Origin of the sequence: Falsiroseomonas tokyonensis, assembly GCF_019024325.1 — a bacterium.
GTDB classification, from domain to species: Bacteria; Pseudomonadota; Alphaproteobacteria; order Acetobacterales; family Acetobacteraceae; genus Falsiroseomonas; species Falsiroseomonas tokyonensis.
This window is the reverse complement of sequence record NZ_JAFNJS010000023.1, coordinates 1-15,932: the sequence shown is the minus strand read 5'-3', so window position 1 is coordinate 15,932 and position 15,932 is coordinate 1. Positions and strand designations below refer to the sequence as shown.

The 15,932-nt window shown below is 68.8% G+C and carries 17 protein-coding genes; 8 read left to right on the top strand and 9 right to left on the bottom strand.

Annotated elements, in window-relative coordinates; genetic code table 11:
* Positions 1-45 precede the first annotated feature (45 nt).
* The gene (locus J3S20_RS29310; RefSeq protein ID WP_216840475.1) at positions 46-2,184 is read right to left on the bottom strand and encodes a heavy metal translocating P-type ATPase; all 2,139 of its coding nucleotides are present in this window, start codon (positions 2,182-2,184) and stop codon (positions 46-48) included.
* Between the two features lie 287 nt (positions 2,185-2,471).
* Here J3S20_RS29310 and trhA point away from each other — a divergent pair, with 287 nt between their 5' ends.
* On the top strand, positions 2,472-3,134 hold the full coding sequence (gene trhA, locus J3S20_RS29305) for a PAQR family membrane homeostasis protein TrhA (protein ID WP_216840474.1): 663 nt from the start codon (positions 2,472-2,474) through the stop codon (positions 3,132-3,134).
* A gap of 286 nt (positions 3,135-3,420) precedes the next feature.
* On the opposite strand, the gene J3S20_RS29300 is transcribed toward trhA, so the two are convergent.
* Together J3S20_RS29300 and J3S20_RS29295 are read right to left on the bottom strand one after the other, a co-directional pair.
* Positions 3,421-4,767, bottom strand: coding sequence for a dihydrolipoyl dehydrogenase family protein (locus J3S20_RS29300; protein WP_216840473.1), 1,347 nt, complete (start codon positions 4,765-4,767; stop codon positions 3,421-3,423).
* 108 nt (positions 4,768-4,875) lie between these two features.
* Positions 4,876-5,304 carry a MerR family transcriptional regulator gene (locus J3S20_RS29295; RefSeq protein ID WP_216840472.1) on the bottom strand — a complete coding sequence of 143 codons (429 nt, stop codon included), beginning with the start codon at positions 5,302-5,304 and terminating at the stop codon, positions 4,876-4,878.
* Positions 5,305-5,371: 67 nt separating this feature from the next.
* Between J3S20_RS29295 and J3S20_RS29290 the strand changes: the two genes are divergently transcribed.
* From J3S20_RS29290 to merA, 6 genes are read left to right on the top strand one after another with little or no spacing between them, the layout of a single operon-like run.
* Positions 5,372-5,812 carry a mercuric transporter MerT family protein gene (locus J3S20_RS29290; RefSeq protein WP_246603393.1) on the top strand — a complete coding sequence of 147 codons (441 nt, stop codon included), beginning with the start codon at positions 5,372-5,374 and terminating at the stop codon, positions 5,810-5,812.
* Between the two features lie 23 nt (positions 5,813-5,835).
* Entirely contained in the window at positions 5,836-6,129 is a 294-nt protein-coding gene (locus J3S20_RS29285) for a cation transporter (RefSeq protein WP_216840471.1), read from the top strand.
* A 28-nt stretch (positions 6,130-6,157) separates the two neighbouring features.
* Entirely contained in the window at positions 6,158-6,940 is a 783-nt protein-coding gene (locus tag J3S20_RS29280; RefSeq protein ID WP_216840470.1) for an alkylmercury lyase family protein, read from the top strand.
* Positions 6,937-7,122: a hypothetical protein gene (locus J3S20_RS29275; RefSeq protein ID WP_216840469.1), complete on the top strand. Its 186-nt coding sequence runs from the start codon at positions 6,937-6,939 to the stop codon at positions 7,120-7,122. Before J3S20_RS29280 ends, J3S20_RS29275 begins: the two co-directional genes overlap by 4 nt.
* Before the next feature lies 1 nt (position 7,123).
* Positions 7,124-7,330: a mercury resistance system transport protein MerF gene (gene merF / locus J3S20_RS29270; RefSeq protein WP_216840468.1), complete on the top strand. Its 207-nt coding sequence runs from the start codon at positions 7,124-7,126 to the stop codon at positions 7,328-7,330.
* Between the two features lie 34 nt (positions 7,331-7,364).
* Positions 7,365-8,837 (top strand): mercury(II) reductase, encoded by a 1,473-nt coding sequence (gene merA, locus J3S20_RS29265; RefSeq protein WP_343215334.1) that lies wholly within the window; start codon positions 7,365-7,367, stop codon positions 8,835-8,837.
* A gap of 59 nt (positions 8,838-8,896) precedes the next feature.
* Here the strand turns inward: merA and J3S20_RS29260 are convergent, their stop codons facing one another.
* Positions 8,897-9,427 carry a hypothetical protein gene (locus tag J3S20_RS29260; RefSeq protein WP_216840466.1) on the bottom strand — a complete coding sequence of 177 codons (531 nt, stop codon included), beginning with the start codon at positions 9,425-9,427 and terminating at the stop codon, positions 8,897-8,899.
* 626 nt (positions 9,428-10,053) lie between these two features.
* On the opposite strand from J3S20_RS29260, the gene J3S20_RS29255 reads away from it, so the two are divergent.
* Positions 10,054-11,025 carry an ArdC family protein gene (locus J3S20_RS29255; protein WP_216840465.1) on the top strand — a complete coding sequence of 324 codons (972 nt, stop codon included), beginning with the start codon at positions 10,054-10,056 and terminating at the stop codon, positions 11,023-11,025.
* A 138-nt stretch (positions 11,026-11,163) separates the two neighbouring features.
* Here the strand turns inward: J3S20_RS29255 and nhaA are convergent, their stop codons facing one another.
* From nhaA to J3S20_RS29230, 5 genes are all read right to left on the bottom strand, one after another.
* Positions 11,164-12,183, bottom strand: coding sequence for a Na+/H+ antiporter NhaA (gene nhaA, locus J3S20_RS29250; protein WP_456305716.1), 1,020 nt, complete (start codon positions 12,181-12,183; stop codon positions 11,164-11,166).
* Between the two features lie 165 nt (positions 12,184-12,348).
* Positions 12,349-13,593 carry a DUF2254 domain-containing protein gene (locus J3S20_RS29245; protein ID WP_281419655.1) on the bottom strand — a complete coding sequence of 415 codons (1,245 nt, stop codon included), beginning with the start codon at positions 13,591-13,593 and terminating at the stop codon, positions 12,349-12,351.
* 47 nt (positions 13,594-13,640) lie between these two features.
* On the bottom strand, positions 13,641-14,621 hold the full coding sequence (locus tag J3S20_RS29240; protein WP_216840464.1) for a mechanosensitive ion channel family protein: 981 nt from the start codon (positions 14,619-14,621) through the stop codon (positions 13,641-13,643).
* 93 nt (positions 14,622-14,714) lie between these two features.
* A complete protein-coding gene (locus J3S20_RS30650; protein ID WP_343215333.1) occupies positions 14,715-14,960 on the bottom strand; it encodes a YetF domain-containing protein in 246 nt (81 codons plus the stop codon).
* A gap of 441 nt (positions 14,961-15,401) precedes the next feature.
* Positions 15,402-15,830 (bottom strand): hypothetical protein, encoded by a 429-nt coding sequence (locus J3S20_RS29230; RefSeq protein ID WP_216840463.1) that lies wholly within the window; start codon positions 15,828-15,830, stop codon positions 15,402-15,404.
* Positions 15,831-15,932: the final 102 nt, after the last annotated feature.

The window sequence follows — 15,932 nt, the reverse complement described above, 5'->3', positions numbered from 1 at the left end:
TGTCGTGCTGTCCGTCATGACAACCACTTCGGCGAACCAGCACCATCAACTCAAGGCCGGGATCGGCTGACGCTTACGTCGCTCGACAGCCGCGGCCTTGTCCTCCGGCAGCACCTCGGCCACGACCTCGTCGATGCCGAGGGAGCGCGCCACCGCCTCAGCGGTGGTGCGATTGTCGCCTGTCAGCATCACCACCCGAACCCCCTCGCCCCGGAGCGTGTGGATGGCTTCCAGGGTTGTTGCCTTGATCGGGTCAGCGATGCCGAGGACGCCGGCCGGCCTGCCATCCACGGCCGCGAAGAAAGCGGTTGCTCCCTCGCGCCGCAGTGCCTCTGCGGCTTCGGCTAGTGGTCCGAGATCCACGCCAAGATCGGCCATGAGGCGGGCATTGCCGAGGGCTATGCGCCGCCCCTCCACTTCCCCGGTGACGCCGCGCCCGGTCGGAGCGTCGAAGCCGTGCACCTCGGGTAGGGGCGCCAAGCCGCGTTCCTCCGCGGCTCGGACCACCGCCTCGGCGAGTGGATGCTGGCTCGGGCGCTCCAGAGCAGCGGCGAAGCGGAGCAGCTCTTCTTCGGCGAAGCCAGGAGCAGGACGGATTGCGGTCACGCTCGGCCGCCCCTCAGTCAGGGTGCCAGTCTTGTCCACCACCAGCGTGTCGATCTTCTCCAGCCGCTCCAGCGCCTCGGCATCCTTGACCAGCACGCCGGCTTGGGCGCCGCGGCCCACGCCCACCATGATCGACATCGGCGTGGCGAGGCCAAGGGCGCAGGGGCAGGCGATGATCAGCACCGTCACGGCCGCCACCATGGCGTAGGCCATTCGCGGGTCCGGGCCCCAGACGGACCATGCAATGAAGGCGAGGACGGCGACGGCGATTGCGGCCGGGACGAACCAGGCCGCGACGAGATCGACCAGGCGCTGGATTGGCGCGCGCGATCGCTGCGCGCGGGCCACCATCTCGACAATGCGCGAGAGCATGGTGTCGCGCCCGACCGCATCCGCACGCAGGATGAAGGACCCCTGGCCGTTAAGGGTGCCGCCGATCACCCGCGCACCAGGCTCCTTCGTCACCGGCATCGGCTCGCCCGTGACCATGCTCTCGTCCACGTTGCTGCGGCCCTCGAGGACCTCGCCATCGAGCGGCACCTTGTCGCCGGGGCGCACGCGCAGCCGGTCGCTGACCCGCACCTCCGCCAGGGGCACCTCTTCGTCGGAGCCGTCCTCGCGGAGCCGCCGCGCCGTCGCAGGGGCGAGGTTGAGCAGAGCTCGGATCGCCCCCGAGGTGCGCTCGCGCGCGCGCAACTCGAGCACTTGGCCGAGCAACACGAGGACGACGATCACTGCCGCCGCCTCGAAGTAGACCGCAACCGATCCGTCCGGGCCGCGAAAGGCTGCCGGGAAGACGCCGGGCGCTAACGTCGCGATAAGGCTGAAGAGGAAGGCCGCGCCTACCCCCATCGCGATCAAGGTAAACATGTTGAGGTTGCGGTTGACGACGGACCGCCAGCCACGAACGAAGAAGGGCCACCCCGCCCAGAGGACCACCGGTGTCGCGAAGGCGAACTGGAGCCAGTTAGAAGTGCGGCGCTCGATCAGATGGTCAAGCCCAAGGAGGTGCCCGCCCATTTCTAGAGCTAGAACCGGTAGGGTCAGCGCCAAGCCAACCCAAAAGCGACGGGTGAAGTCCCGCAGCTCGGGGTTTTCGGCCTCCTCTGCCGTGACCACTTCGGGCTCGAGGGCCATGCCGCAGATCGGGCAGGCGCCAGGGCCGACCTGGCGCACTTCGGGGTGCATGGGGCAGGTGTAAATCGACCCTTCGGGCACCGGCGGCGCCTCGCGCTCGCTGGGCGAGAGGAAGCGCACCGGCTCCGCGACGAACCTCTCCCGGCAGCGCGCGGTGCAGAAGTAGAAGGTCCGCCCCTCGTGCTCGGTGCGATGCGGCGTCTCGTGCGGGTTCACCCGCATGTGGCAGACTGGATCTTCAACCAGCACTGCGGCGTCGGGCGCGAGCGGGTCGGCGTGATGCGCGGCCCCGGGACTGTGCTGGTGGGCGCGCGGGTCAGTCTGGCCATGCGCGCCGATCGCGCGGGCCTGCGTCTCCGCTTGGCCATGCGCCGGGGTGATGCCGTGAGGGACATGGCAGGAGTGGTCGTGGGATGCCTGGGTATCGTGCGGGCGCTTCATTGATTACTGACCTCCCTTGAGCCCGAAATGGACGGGCCTCTTGACGCATTCTTCACCAAAAACGCGGACTAGGCGCAGGAGACGCGCGCTGCCGGCCCGCAGGCCTCCACCGCCCAAGCTCGGGCGGCGGAGGCCACTCTTTGACGATTAGCCGCACCTGATGCGTACACGCACCGTCATCCCTGAGGCATGACGACACAAGTCGTGTTCAAAAGCGGTTGGCTTTGTCGACACCGCGCCCACGGAATGTTTTCTACTGGCCAAGCCGCTGACATGGAAGGTGAGCCGTGCCGACAGCCGAGGATGTTGCAGCCGCGGCCGTTCACGCCGCCGGGCTGCTCATAGCCGCCGGATTAGGCACGCGCCTCGTCCGCGCCGGCGCCAGCGCTGGGAGCGGCGTCAGGTGGGCGGAGCGCTCGGCGGTTGTGATTTTTGTTGCAGCGTGGCTGACGCTTTATCTCGCCTCAATCCTATTTCACTTAACACCGCAGGGGGGCCTCCGGCGGATTTTTGCCGCCCTCGATCATGGCGCGATTTTCTTGATCATTGCGGCGGGATGGTCGCCGCTCGCGCCCTTCAAGCTGCCGCCGCGGCAAGCAGGATGGATGCTGGCGTTGGTGTGGGGGGCTGCAGCCTTGGGAATCGGCGGCGAGGTCGCGGCGGCCGCGGGAGGCAGACGGGAGTGGTTCTATAGCATCACTTACGCGCTTTACATGGTGCAAGGATGGGCGCCAGTGCTGCTCTACGGCCGCACGATCTTTCACCTGCTCTCGCCGGTCTCGCTGGTATTTCTGTTTGGTAGTGCCGTGGCCTACACTGCGGGGATCCTTTTCTATCGTCGACCCGAACTCCCGTGGAACCATGTCATCTGGCATGTGGCTGTTGTCGTCGGCTGCCTACTGAATTTCGGCGGGGTATGGATTCTGCTGAAGGAACGTCGCATTGCTTGAGCGGGTGGGGCCGGATTACCCGGTTCTGAGCATCCCGATTACCATCGATAATTGCAGCGGCAGCGATGGCTGCTTCTTCAGTTAGCGTGGCGAGCAATGGGCTTAGACTGTGGTGTACGCAGATCTATCCCACCCCAGGTAGCACCAGGACAGCACTACAAACTCGCGTCGCGCTACGGCCCGGGTTATGGCGATGCGGATCTGCCTTTGTTGATGGTCGCGAAAGGGCGGGGAGCGGACGGTTCGCACGTTGCCTCGGCCTGCGATCACCAGTGTCGGGACGCGCTTAAATCATGTAGCCGATGTCCGAGGCGCCGGTTGGATAGGCGAACATTGTCTCTTTCAAATCCGCGGCCGTCAGGCCGTGCCGGATCGCCAGCCCGAAGAGGTTGATCACCTCGTCCGCGTGGGGGCCCACGAGGTGGGCGCCCAGGATGTGCCCAGTGTCCTCCTCCACGAGCGTTTTAAAGCCGTAGATGCGCTCGGCAAGCCGTCGGGCCGTGAACCATTGCGGCACCTTTTCCGACTTGACTCGAAACTTCAGTCCGCGCTCCCGCGCCTCCGCCTCGCCCAGCCCCACGGTCGTGATCGGCGGGACGGTAAAGGCCACGCTAGGAACGCCACGATAATCGGGCTTGGCGTGGTTTCCCTTGATCAGGTTCGCCGCGGCCACCTTGGCGTCATGGCTCGACACGGGTGTGAGCGGTGGCCCGCTGCCCGCCGCGTCGCCGGCCGCGTAGACTCGGGGGTTCGACACGCTCTGGAGGAATTCGTTGAGCTTCAGCCGCCCGCCCTCCAGCACGATCCCGCCCGCGACCAGGTCGAGCGCTTCGAGGTCAGGGACACGGCCCGCTGAATGCACGATCAGGTCGGCCGCCACGGTCTGCTCCCGGCCACCGGCGACGGCGTGCACCAAGTATCCTCGATCTGTCGCCTCGACCCGCTGCACCGTGGTGCTCGTGCGCACATCGATGCCGAGATCGTCGAACCTCTCCATCAACCAGCCAACGAGATCCGGGTCGAAGCCCGGCAGCATCCGGGCGCCGCGCTGGAGGACGGTTGCCTTGGCCCCGGCGCGCGCGGCGAGGTGGGAGAACTCGGCGGCGATGTAGCCGCCCCCAATGAAGACGACGCGCGCGGGTAAAACTTCAAGCTCAAGGAAATCGTCGCTGGTGGCGACGTGCTCCTCGCCGGTGATGCCGAGCGGCACGGGGCGGGCTCCGGTCGCGATGAGGACGTGGTGCGCCTTGAGCTCCCGCCCGTCCACGGTGACGGTGTCGGGACCGGTGAACCGGGCGAGGCCGTGGAAGGCATCGATGCCCTGCTCACGGTAGCGCTGCTCCTGCTTCTCTGGTACCGGGCCGGTAAAGCTGCGCTTGAAGGCCATGAGGTCGGGCCAGGCGATCCGCACGTCGCCCTCGACGCCGTGGCCGCGCATCCGCCGGACGGCGTCCACGGCCTCCTCCCCGCTGACCAGCATCTTCTTGGGGTCGCAGCCGCGCAACGCGCAGGTGCCGCCGAACGGCCGGTGATCGACCACGGCGACCGTCCAGGCCGCGGCCCGCGCGCGGCTGCTCGCGACCTGGGCGGCGGTCCCAGACCCGAGGACAACGAGGTCGTAGGTGTCAGGCATGGGCCTCTCCTCCTGTGTGAGGGTGCGGCGCATGCGGACACCCGGGCGGACCCTGGAACCTGTAGCAACTTCAGCTTCAAGGCACTTTCCCGAGACTCACAGGAGCGGTCAGGCCTCGGCGCCGTGTGCCGGCGCATACAGAGCCTCAACGATGGGACAATCCGGAACCGACCCACCCTGGCAGCGTGACGAGACCTCGCTAAGGATCCGCTCCAGCCGCTGGAGGTCGGCGATCTTCTTCCGCACTTCATGCAAGTGGTCGAGGGTCACGGCTTGCACGTCCGAGCACGAGCTGTGGCCGCCGTCGACGAGCTTCAGGAGGCTGCGGACCTCGTCGAGGCTAAAGCCCACTTCGCGGCTCCTACGCACAAAAGTGAGCCGCGCGACGTGTGCAGGCCCGTACACCCGGTGCCGCCCCTCAGTCCGCCCCGGGACGGGCAGCAGGCCGATCTTCTCGTAGTACCGGATGGTTTCGATGTTGACCTCCGTCCGCCTGGAGAGGTCGCCGATCGAAATGCCCTGCTGGCTGCGGTCCATTGTCATCTCCAGAGGGCGTAAATTCCCCCTTGAACCTGTAGTTACTACAGATCTCATCTTGGCCCAGATGACGGCGAAGGGCCAAGCGGCGATGAGCGATCAGGCGGAGCGAAGTGTCCTTGCTCCGGGAGAAGCGGTCGAGCGGGCGGCGGGTGGAGGTGGCTCGTCCAAGGCGTTGCTGGCCACTGCGGGGCTGCTCGCTGCCCTCGGCGCGTCGAGTTGCTGCCTCCTGCCCCTCGGCCTGTTCCTCGTTGGCGTCAGCGGTGCCTGGATCAGCAATCTAACGGTCCTGGCGCCCTACCAGCCGGTCTTCGTTGCCGTCACCCTGGCCTGCCTCGCGGGCGGGTTCTACGGGGTCTACCGCAAGCCCAAGGCCGCGGCCTGCGCCGAGGGCTCGTACTGCGCCCGACCGGCCTCCGACCGGATCGCGAAGGTCGCCCTCTGGAGCGCGGCCGCCCTCGTCGCGGCGGCCCTCGCTTTCCCCTACGCCGCGTCGATCCTCCTGTAGCCGTACCCGAACGAAAGCCCGACATGAAGCCGATCGCCCGCCTCTCCGCCGCTTTGGGTCTCGTCCTGACCACCGGCACCACAGCCCTCGCCGCCGAGCAGACCGCTACCCTCGAGGTGCAGAATGTCTCCTGCATCACCTGCGCGCCTATCGTGAGGCGCACCCTCGCCCGTGTGCCCGGCGTCAGCCGGGTGGCGCTCTCCGAGGGCAACGGAACGGTCACGGCGATTGTGACCTTCGATGCTGCCCGAACGGACATCGCGGCCCTGGTACGGGCGACGACAGGCGCTGGGTTTCCATCGCGGGCGGTGCAATAGGGCAGCCCACAACGCCGACCGAGGTTTCATGGATACAATCGAACGGACATTCGGCGCCGTCGGCGAGTCCTTCGCATTGCGCCCTGGCGTGCCGATGCCGGACTGGTCGCCCATCACCGACCCGACGGCGCGCGAGGCGCTCGCCGCCAGCATGGTCGTGGCGCGGCGGGCGGAGAAGTGGTCGGGCCTTAATACGACCGAGGACCGGATCTGGCAGGCGGTCCTGCGCGGCTTCGCCCGCTCTGGCGCGGCGTCAGACGCGGCGCGGCTGGCCGCCGGGACCGGCCTGGATGAACCCGCAGTCGTCGAAGTGCTGCGCAAGCTGCAGCGGCGGGACCTCGTAGTCCTCGACGAGCGCGGCACAGCCGTGACGGCAGCTTACCCCTTCAGCGCGCGGGAGACCGGCCATCGCGTCCGACTGGATGGGCTGGCTGCGGTGCATGCCCTTTGCGCCATTGATGCCCTCGGCCTGGGGGCCATGCTCGGCTGCAATACGGCCATCGAGTCCTCCTGCCCTGAGTGCGGTATGCCCATCGGGATCACGACGCGCGACAAGGGGCGCGCGCTTGCCTCGGCGACGCCTGCCACTGCCGTTGCGTGGACGGGGATCCGGTACGCCGACGGGTGCGGCGCGACCTCGGGCTGCACCGTGAAGGTGTTCCTCTGCTCGGACGAGCACCTCACGGCGTGGCGCCAGCGGGTTGACCCGGGTGGCGCCGGGTTCCGGCTCTCGTTGGAAGCGGCGCTGCAAGTCGGCAAGGGCCTGTTCGTGCCGATGCTCGCTTCTCGGCCCGAGGAGGACAGGGCATGAGGCTCGCCCTCTCCCTGGCCGCCGTCTCCGCGGGCCTGTTCGCCCTCGGCGCTGTCGCCGTATTCCTGGGCGGCCTCTGCTGCCCTCCGGCGGGCTTCGTCGCCCATTTGGCGCCTACTGCCGCCGCGGCTGCGGTGCTCGACCCCGGCAGTTCCGCTGGGCGCGCAGGCGAGGACCGCTGACATGGAAAACCGCAGGCTCATGGCCACCGGCATCGTCGGCTTCGTGGTGACCGCGCTGTGCTGCTTCACGCCGGTCCTGGCCGTCCTGCCCGGCGCTGTCGGCCTCTCTGCCGTGCTTGGCTGCCTCGACTACGTCCTGATCCCGGCAATGATCCTATTCCTCGGGATCGTCGCCTATGCGGCCTATCAACGTCGGCGCTCCGCCTAGGCTTCCGGCGCAAGCAACAAACAAAGGAATCACCGTGAACTTCATCGCACCGCAGCCCGCCGAACTTGATTGCTGCAGCGCCAAGTCGAGCCGTGGAGAGCGCAAGCCGGATCTCGTCGTGATCGGCACCGGGTCGGCAGGCTTCTCCGCGGCGATCCGCGCCTCGGAGCTTGGCGCGAAGGTCGCGCTCGTTGGCGATGGAACCATTGGCGGCACCTGCGTCAACATTGGCTGCGTGCCGTCGAAGGCGCTCATCCGGGCGGCGGAGACGCTGCACCAGGCGCGTGCGGCCTCGCGCTTCGCCGGGATCACCGCATCGGCGCGGCTGGAGGACTGGAAGGCCCTCGTCGCGCAGAAGGACGAGTTGGTTGGCAGCCTCCGGCAGGCTAAGTATGCCGATCTCCTACCACACTACCCCGATGTCACCTACGTCCCGGGACGTGCACGTCTCGCTCCGGACGGCGCCGTCATGGTCGGGGAGACGGCCTACCGGTCTGCCAGGGTCATCATCGCGACCGGGACGTCGCCCACCGCACCGGCGCTCCCCGGGCTGGACACGGTCCCCTGGCTCACCAGCACGACGGCAATGGAGATCGAGGCGCTCCCCGCCTCCCTCCTGGTGATCGGCGGCGGCGTCATCGGCGTCGAGCTCGGCCAAATGTTCGCCCGCTTCGGCGTGCGCGTGACCATCGTGTGCCGGTCCCGGCTGCTGCCCGGCGCGGAGCCGGAGGTGAGCGCGGCGCTGACCGAGTATCTCCGCGCCGAAGGCGTCGATGTCCGCTGTGGGATGTCCTACGAGGCCATCCGGCAGGCCGGGGACGGCGAGGTCGAACTTGTCGCCCGGGACGCCGAGGGTACCGCCGTGACGCTCTCGGCCGAGCGCGTGCTCGTGGCCACGGGCCGGACCCCGAACACATCTGGGATGGGTCTGGAGGATGCTGGCATTGCGCTGGACGGCCGCGGCGCCGTCCAGGTCGACGACCGGATGCGCACGACGCGCCTGGGGGTCTACGCCGCGGGCGATGTCACCGGCCGGGACCTGTACGTCTACATGGCCGCCCACGGCGGCAAGGTCGCCGCAGAGAACGCGCTCGGCAACGAAGGCGCGCCGCGCTACGATGCCACGGCCATGCCGGAGGTGGTCTTCAGCGATCCGCAGATGGCGAGCGTCGGCCTGACCGAGGTGGCGGCCCGGCGTGCAGGGCTGGAGGTCGAGATTAGAATCGTGTCGCTCGACCAAGTGCCCCGGGCGCTGGCCGCCCGCGACACGCGGGGGCTAGTCAAGCTCGTGGCGGAGCGGGGCAGCGGGCGCCTCCTGGGCGCGCACATCCTGGCGCCGGAAGCCGGGGACAGCATCCAGACCGCCGTCCTGGCGGTGAAGCACGGGCTGACTGTGGCCGACCTGTCCAACACGATCTTCCCGTACCTGACGACGGTTGAGGCCCTGAAGCTGGCCGCGTTGAGCTTCTCAAAAGAGGTTGCGAAGCTGTCTTGCTGCGCGGGATGATCAGCGCAAGACAACGAGGTGCGGTAAATCCAAGACGAAGAGCTCAGTCCAATGTTCAGTCAGGGCCGACTGTGGGGTAACCGTCCGCTCCAGTCTTCCCGGTCCACCCAGCTCAAGACGGGAAAGAACCGCCCATACTTGACGTGGCGCTCCCGAAGAATTCGGGCTTCGCGTTGTCTATTGAACAACCGACGCGCTGGCCTCAAGCCGCTGGCTAGCAGGCGCTGGACCAGCTGCTCAGCGGCGATCTTGGAGGTGTACTCGACGCCAGTCCGGCGCGCCTTGCCGCGCTCGTCGAAGCGCAGGGCGAAGGCTAGGCTATCGGCCACCTCCGCGGGATCGGCCGGACGCAGCCCCTGTCCGTCCAGGTCGGGAGGTGCCGGCGGCGCATGAGCGCCGAGCTCGATCAGCAGCGTTGTCACTGCCTCGTTCAGTGCCGCAGTCGACAGCCTGGGGCAGAGGCCGCGCGCGAGATCGCGAGCTTCGGCTGCGGCCTCGCGCAGGCTGGCGGAGCGGGTGGCGATGCTGGTGACGATGATCTCGCGCATCCGCCGGAGCACCTCGGGATCGAGCGCGGGAACGAAGCTCATGCCGGCGAGCCTGTGCCAGTCGCTTGCTCAGGACTTGGTGGCGCCGGTCCGACGCTGGCGTGAACCGATGCATGCCGCGCGCTTGGTGCGGAATCGTGGAGAGCCGGCGCGGCGAGGCGGCGGAGCAGGGCCGCGGGTGGGGTTTGCCAGCGCTGGGGAAGAGCCGCCTCCTCGGCGAGGGAGCGGTTGAGCCGGCGCGCCGCCACCTCACGTGCCAGATTCAGCGGCCAGGCCGAATGCAGTGCGCGCACTGCCGCCATCGCCTCGTCCCGTGTCGCCATGCTCACCCGCCTCATCCCGTCCCTCGCAGCTCCAGGCCGCTCGGGAGCATCTCAGATGAGGCAACAGGTCACCCCGGGGAGCAGATTAGGCGAGGCAATGCGAAAACCATCCTGATTGTCGCGGAACAAGTGCCGGCCCTTGGCCGCGGACGCAGCCCTGTTCTGGAGGCCTGCGGCCTCCCGGGCGTCCAGGCGACCCTGCGGGCAGCCGGGCCGGTGTCCCCGACATTCAGAAGCAGAATGCCGGGAGATACCCCTCCGGCCCCGCTGACCTGGACCCCCTCCCTCCGCTCACTGGCGCGGGCCTCGCCCCCGAAAAGCTGTCGCTTTTCGAGGAGAGACCAGATGAGGAAGAACAGCACCACCCGCACCACCGCCAGCACCGAGACCAGCAGCGCCACAGGGTGCAGCGGCACCGAGCGCACGGATCTCTACCAGACCGTCACCGACACCATCCTGGCCGAGCTGGAACTCGGCCTGAAGCCCTGGCGCCGCCCCTGGCGCACCACTGGCGCCGGCTTCCCCCTCCGCCACACCGGCCAGCCCTACCGCGGCATCAACACCCTCGTGCTGTGGATGGCCATCTGCGCCCACCGCTACACCTCGCCCTACTTCATGACCTACCGCCAGGCGCAGGAACTGGGGGGTCAGGTGCGTCGCGGCGAGAAGGCGACCACCGTCACCTACAGCGACACCATCCGCCGGGTTGAGGAGACGCCCGAGGGCGAGGAGGAGGAGCGCCGCATCTGGTTCCTCAAGAGCTATGCCGTGTTCAACGCCTGCCAGATCGACGGCCTGCCGGAGCGCTTCCACCCGGCCAGCGACCCGGCCGAAGCCGCACCGGTGCCGCGGATCGAGGTGGCGGAGCGGTTCTTCGCCAACACCGGCGCCGACATCCGCCCGGGCGGGCAGCGCGCCTTCTACACCCCCAACCTCGACTACATCCGCATGCCGGCGATCGCCGACTTCATCTATCCGGAGGCCTACTACGCGACGCTGGCGCATGAGATGGGCCACTGGACGGGTCACCCATCGCGGCTGAACCGGGAGACCATCACGCGCCGGCACAGTGAGGAGGCGCGGGCCGTGGAGGAGATCCTGGCGGAGCTGGTGGCGGCCTTCACCTGCGCCTCGCTCGGCATCGACCACGACCTGCGGCAGGACAGCACCGCCTACATCGGCTCCTGGCTCCGCGTGCTGGCCAGCGACAAGCGCTTCATCTTCGTGGCTGCGGCACATGCCCAGCGCGCCTGCGACTTTCTGTCGAGTTTACAAGCCCGCGACGAGCAAAACGGAGGCGCTGCCGCAGCCGAGTAGCCGGCGCTCAGGCACCCGGCGGCGCCAGGCGCGCCGCCGGGCAGTATTCAACGGCTACTCGTTTTCCTCTCTTTTGAGACGAGGTCTACGTGAAGCTACGTACATCCGCGACGAAGCATCGTCGCAACCTCAATACCTTCAACAACGTTCGAGGCGCAGGGAGGGCCGCAGGCCATGCATGCGCACGGGCACGCCGAGCGGCACCGGGTCGAGCAGGGCGGAGGGCGCGAGACCCGCGAACGACACCCCGGCGTTGGCGAGCCCAAACACGGGGATGACCGCGTAGGCCACCGCCGGGTGCAGCGCATGCTCCAGGCGGGTGAGCGGCGAGGTGTCGCGCTCGTCCTTGGCATCCTCGTCGTGCAGCGGGATCGCGAGGGCGAGCGCCACGCCGGCGAGGGTCGCATGCACGCCGGATTTCAAAGTAAACAGCCAAAGGAGGGCGCCCACGAGAAGGTAGGGCCACAGCCGGACGACGCCTGAGCGGTTCAGGATGACCAAGGCGACGAGCGCAGCCCCTGCCAGGCCGCGGATGGGAAGCGACAGATCGGCGGTGTAGAACAGCGCGATGATGACGATGGCGCCGAGGTCATCGATGGTGGCCAGCGCCGCGAGGAAAACCTTGAGGCTGACCGGCACACGGCTGCCGAGCAGAGACAACGCGGCGAGCGCGAAGGCGATGTCGGTGGCGGCGGGTATGGCCCAGCCGCGCAGCGCCTCCGGGTCGCCACCGGCGATCAGGACGTAGATGAGGGCCGGGGCGACCATTCCGCCCAGGGCGGCGACGGCGGGCAGGGCCGCGAGCCGCGGCGACGACAGCGCGCCCACGGCCAGCTCGCGCTTGATCTCCAGCCCGACCAGCAGGAAGAACACCGCCATCAGCCAGTCGTTCACCCAGTGCAGCAGGTTCAGCGACAGCGAGAACGAGCCAGCCCCGATGGTCGCATACGTGCCCAGCATGGCGAAGTAAAACGAGGCATAAGGCGAGTTCGCCCACAGAAGCGCGAGCAGCGAGGCGGCGATTAGCAGGAAGCCGCCGCCCGTCTCGGAGCGGAGGAAAGCGAGCAACCGTGTCAAGGAATGCCGGATCAGGTTGAGGCTTTGCTGCTCAATGGACCTTCCGGTTAAGGCGCGCGACCAACTGGCGCGGTTGGGCACCGCGGCACAACAGGGTGAGGCACGCGCAAGTTCTGATCTGAATTGCGTCAATCGAGAGCTGCACGGCGGATCGATCAAACCCAGCTCTAGCTGCGGTCGCAGTTGAAGTTCTTGTTCGCGTAGCACGCCATCTTGTGCTCGACCCGATGGGGCGCTCCTCACGCGTCATGGGCTACCTGTCGATGCCGTCGCGCGCAGAAACGAATCGTGCCGCGCATTGAGGTCCGCGACGCCAGCCGGATCCTGCAGGCCCGCCCGTCCCGTTGCGAGCGCCAAGTCGGCATGTCGCCGCAACGCCGCGCGCCGGCCTGACGATGCCTCGACCGCCAGCACGTCCGTCAGCACCTCCAGCAGGCGGATGAGCACGGCCGCGGACCCGTCCGCGTTCTGCCGGATCATGTGGAACATCGCATCGCACAGGCCGTCGTAGCCGATCGCCCGGCGGTGCAGGACGGCACGCCCGCTCCGCAGCACGATGGGGCCTGCCAAGTGCCGGGGCGCCAGCTCGCACAGCGTGGCGCCCAGGCGCTCCAGCACGGCCATGGCGGTGAACGGGTCGTTGATGCCGGGGGAGAGCGCCCGCACGGCCACCTCGACGAGCTGCCGCACCGTGAACTCCAGGTCCTGGCCCGCCGCCTGGCGAACCCCGAGCGATAGGGCGGCGCGGACCGGCGCCGCCGCATCGCCGGCAGATGCGGCGGGGCTGACCTCGGCGACCGGCGCGCCGGGGAACACGTAGTCGCCTGGCCGGACCAGCAGGACCACGACCGCGCCCCGCTGCTCGGCCCAGTCGGACAGCGCCGCCTCATCGAGGGCGCGGAGGTAGCCGCCCTCGCGGGCGGTCACAGGATGGCCGCGCGGCGGCTCGCGTGGCGCCGCCGGGTCGGGGCGGTCGAACGTGAGCCGGGCCAGGGCCTCGCGCAGATCCTCGTGCACGAGGTTGATCACGGTCTCGACGTTGATGCCGGTGGCAACGTGGTGGACGAACCAGATCAGCGTACCGACGCAGAGAAGCGCCCCCAGCAGCGCGCCGGTGACCCCGAGATGCGGGACAAAGGGCGTCTCGTCCACCGAGCGGACGGTGCGCAGCACGACCAGCGCGTAGGCAAAGGTGCCGAGGAAGATGCCGAGCGCGAGTTGGTTGCCGGCGTCACGGGTGAAGTTGCGCAGCAGCCTCGGCCCCATCTGGCCGGAGGCCAGCGAGAGGGCGGCCACCGTGATCGAGAAGGTGGTGCCGGCGACGCCGATGGTGGAGGAGGCGATGGCGCCGAGCAACGAGCGGGCGCCGGACTCGCCGCCGGCATACACCCAGCTTGCCGGCAGCAAGGGCACGTCCAGGCCCGCCCGCTCGGCCCAGACCGCCAGCTCGCCGAGCACGATGCCGGCGGCCACGACGAGCGCCGGGCGCAGCCAGAATGCGTCGCCCAGCGCCTCCAGCCGGCTCCGCAGGGACGAGGTCAGGTCCGATCCTCCCGCGCCGGCGCGGGCTCGCCGCCACGGGCGGCCGCCTCGCTCCGCCCGGCCTGCCAGCGGGACCGAGGCGGCTGGCGGCCGGCGGCGGGCCAGCCCTCGCGCTGACGGGCCCGGTCGCCGTCCGTCTCCTCGGTCTGGTCGTGGAACAGCATCTGCGAGGTCGGGTAGGGCAGGTCCACGCCCGCCTCGGCCAGGGCGTCCTTGACCGCCTCGATCGCGCCGTCCAACGCGTCCACCGCTTGCCGCCGGCGCGGCGGGTCGATCCAGAAGCGGGCCTGCATCTCCGCGCCGCTGTCCCCAAGCCCGGTGATCAGGACCTCCGGCGGCGGCTCGGACAGCACGCCAGGCGCGGAGCGGAGCGCCGCGACGACGACCCGACGCGCCAGCCTCACGTCGTCGCCGTTGCCAATCGTGAACGGGAAGGCCAGCCGGCGCTTGTCGTAGGCGGTGATCACCTCGATCTGGCTGGTGAACAGCGCCGCGTTGGGGATTAGGATGCGGCGGTTGTCGTAGGTCCGCAGCACCGTCGCCCGCACCCAGATGTCCTCCACGGTGCCTTCCTGGCCGCCCTGCTGGATCTGGTCACCGATGCGGAACGGGCGCGTGAGCAGGATCAGGATGCCGGCCAGCAGGTTCTGCAGCACGTCACGGAAGGCGAAGCCGATCGCCACGCCGCCGATGCCCAGCAGATTGAACAGGTCGCCCGCCGACACCGAGGGAAAGGCGATCGAGGCAGCGACGAGGAACACCATGATCGTGGCAACGCCGCCGGCGATGCGCCCCAGCACGGCGGCCGAGCCGGCGGAAGCCTCGCGCAGCGACGCGGCGCGGGTCACCCCGGCGCGCACCCCCCGTACCACAAGCAGGCCGAGGCCGAACACGGCAAGGCCCAGCAGCAGGCTGGGCAGTATGGTGACGGCAGAGTTCCCCAAGGCCTGGAGACGGCCCAGCGCTTCGTCGAACATCGCGTGCCCCTCGTTTCGAAGACGCTCAACGCGGTTGAACTTCGAAAAGGTGCGGGACGCCGTTGGCATGGGGTCCGAAAGGTTGTTCCGCGGCTACCACGCTTCGTCCCTGGTGGCCGCCAGACCTTCCAGGGTGCCTACGTTCCCGGCGCCACCCGCGTCCCGTACGACGCTGAGGCTCCCGTCGGTTTCCAGCACCACGGCGGCGACCGACCCGGCATCAGCGGCGCCCGATCCGCGCAGGGCGGCGAGGACCTCCGCACGGGTCACGCGCTGGATGCGCATCGCGCCGTCGAGGAAGCGCCCGCGGTGCAGCAGCAGGGTCGGCTCGGACTTCACGAGGCCATCGAAGCGCGGCGAGCGGACCGAGAACTGAAGGCCCCGAACTGCAGCCCCGCCAGCAGGGCGAAGGCGACCAGGCCTTCCAGCAGGGCCACCGACTTGCTGAGCAGCACGGTCGCCAGGGGCGAGCCCAGAGCGCCACGGTGACGACGAGGTCGAAGGCGTTGAGCTTGGCCAGCGTGCGTTTGCCCGAGGCGCGCAGCAAAACCACCAGGGCGGCGTAGACGAGGGTGCCGACCACCAGCACCCGCAGCAGACCGAACCAACTGTCGAAGAACATCGGCGTCGTGCCTCCGGGGTCGTCGGCGACGTGGGCTCGCTGCGCCGGACGCGACGCGAGCCCCTCGGCCACCTCCCGCGAACGCCCCGTGCCCGCAAACGTACGCCGTTCCCGTCAACCACGCCCGGGGGCACCCGCGGGCGGACGTGCCGGGCCGCTCAGCGGGACTCGCCACCCGTCCCCGGCGGCCAGCGTGCGAGCCACAGCGCGAGGATGCCCGCCAGCAGGGCGCCGGCCGTGTCCATGACGATGTCGATGATGGTGTCGTGCTTGCCCTTGATGACGTCGCCGGGCGCGATCTGGTCGAAGCCCCACTCGGCCACCTCCCACAGGGCGCCGAGGGCGATCCCGACGCTTGCGAGGAGAAGGACGGCCAGGAAGCTCCGGCCGCGCCCACCCTCGATCACCGGGCCGAACACGAACAACGCCAGCCAGAGCGTGACGGCGAGGATCGTGCAACCATGCAGGATCCGGTCGAACCACCAGAACCGCTGGTACAGGTCGAAGGCGTATCCCGCGACGTTTGCAACCCCCAGGACGACGAGCAGGAACCAAGCGATCGCGCGCCCCTTGGAAGTCGCCTGCATGCCTGCTCCTTGGTCGCGGTCATTAAACTAGTGGACTGCCCCATTCAGAGGATTCCCTGAACGGGTAGGCTGGTTCAAGCTCTTGGGATGAGAGCAGGCATC

Bases quoted from the DNA above. Each gene is read 5' to 3' on its own strand.
- J3S20_RS29310 (WP_216840475.1), bottom strand. From the start codon at position 2,184: ATGAAGCGCCCGCACGATACCCAGGCATCCCACGACCACTCCTGCCAT.
- J3S20_RS29300 (WP_216840473.1), bottom strand. From the start codon at position 4,767: ATGCCTGACACCTACGACCTCGTTGTCCTCGGGTCTGGGACCGCCGCC.
- J3S20_RS29295 (WP_216840472.1), bottom strand. From the start codon at position 5,304: ATGGACCGCAGCCAGCAGGGCATTTCGATCGGCGACCTCTCCAGGCGG.
- J3S20_RS29290 (WP_246603393.1), top strand. From the start codon at position 5,372: ATGACGGCGAAGGGCCAAGCGGCGATGAGCGATCAGGCGGAGCGAAGT.
- J3S20_RS29285 (WP_216840471.1), top strand. From the start codon at position 5,836: ATGAAGCCGATCGCCCGCCTCTCCGCCGCTTTGGGTCTCGTCCTGACC.
- J3S20_RS29280 (WP_216840470.1), top strand. From the start codon at position 6,158: ATGGATACAATCGAACGGACATTCGGCGCCGTCGGCGAGTCCTTCGCA.
- J3S20_RS29275 (WP_216840469.1), top strand. From the start codon at position 6,937: ATGAGGCTCGCCCTCTCCCTGGCCGCCGTCTCCGCGGGCCTGTTCGCC.
- merF (WP_216840468.1), top strand. From the start codon at position 7,124: ATGGAAAACCGCAGGCTCATGGCCACCGGCATCGTCGGCTTCGTGGTG.
- J3S20_RS29260 (WP_216840466.1), bottom strand. From the start codon at position 9,427: ATGAGCTTCGTTCCCGCGCTCGATCCCGAGGTGCTCCGGCGGATGCGC.
- J3S20_RS29255 (WP_216840465.1), top strand. From the start codon at position 10,054: ATGAGGAAGAACAGCACCACCCGCACCACCGCCAGCACCGAGACCAGC.
- J3S20_RS29240 (WP_216840464.1), bottom strand. From the start codon at position 14,621: ATGTTCGACGAAGCGCTGGGCCGTCTCCAGGCCTTGGGGAACTCTGCC.
- J3S20_RS29230 (WP_216840463.1), bottom strand. From the start codon at position 15,830: ATGCAGGCGACTTCCAAGGGGCGCGCGATCGCTTGGTTCCTGCTCGTC.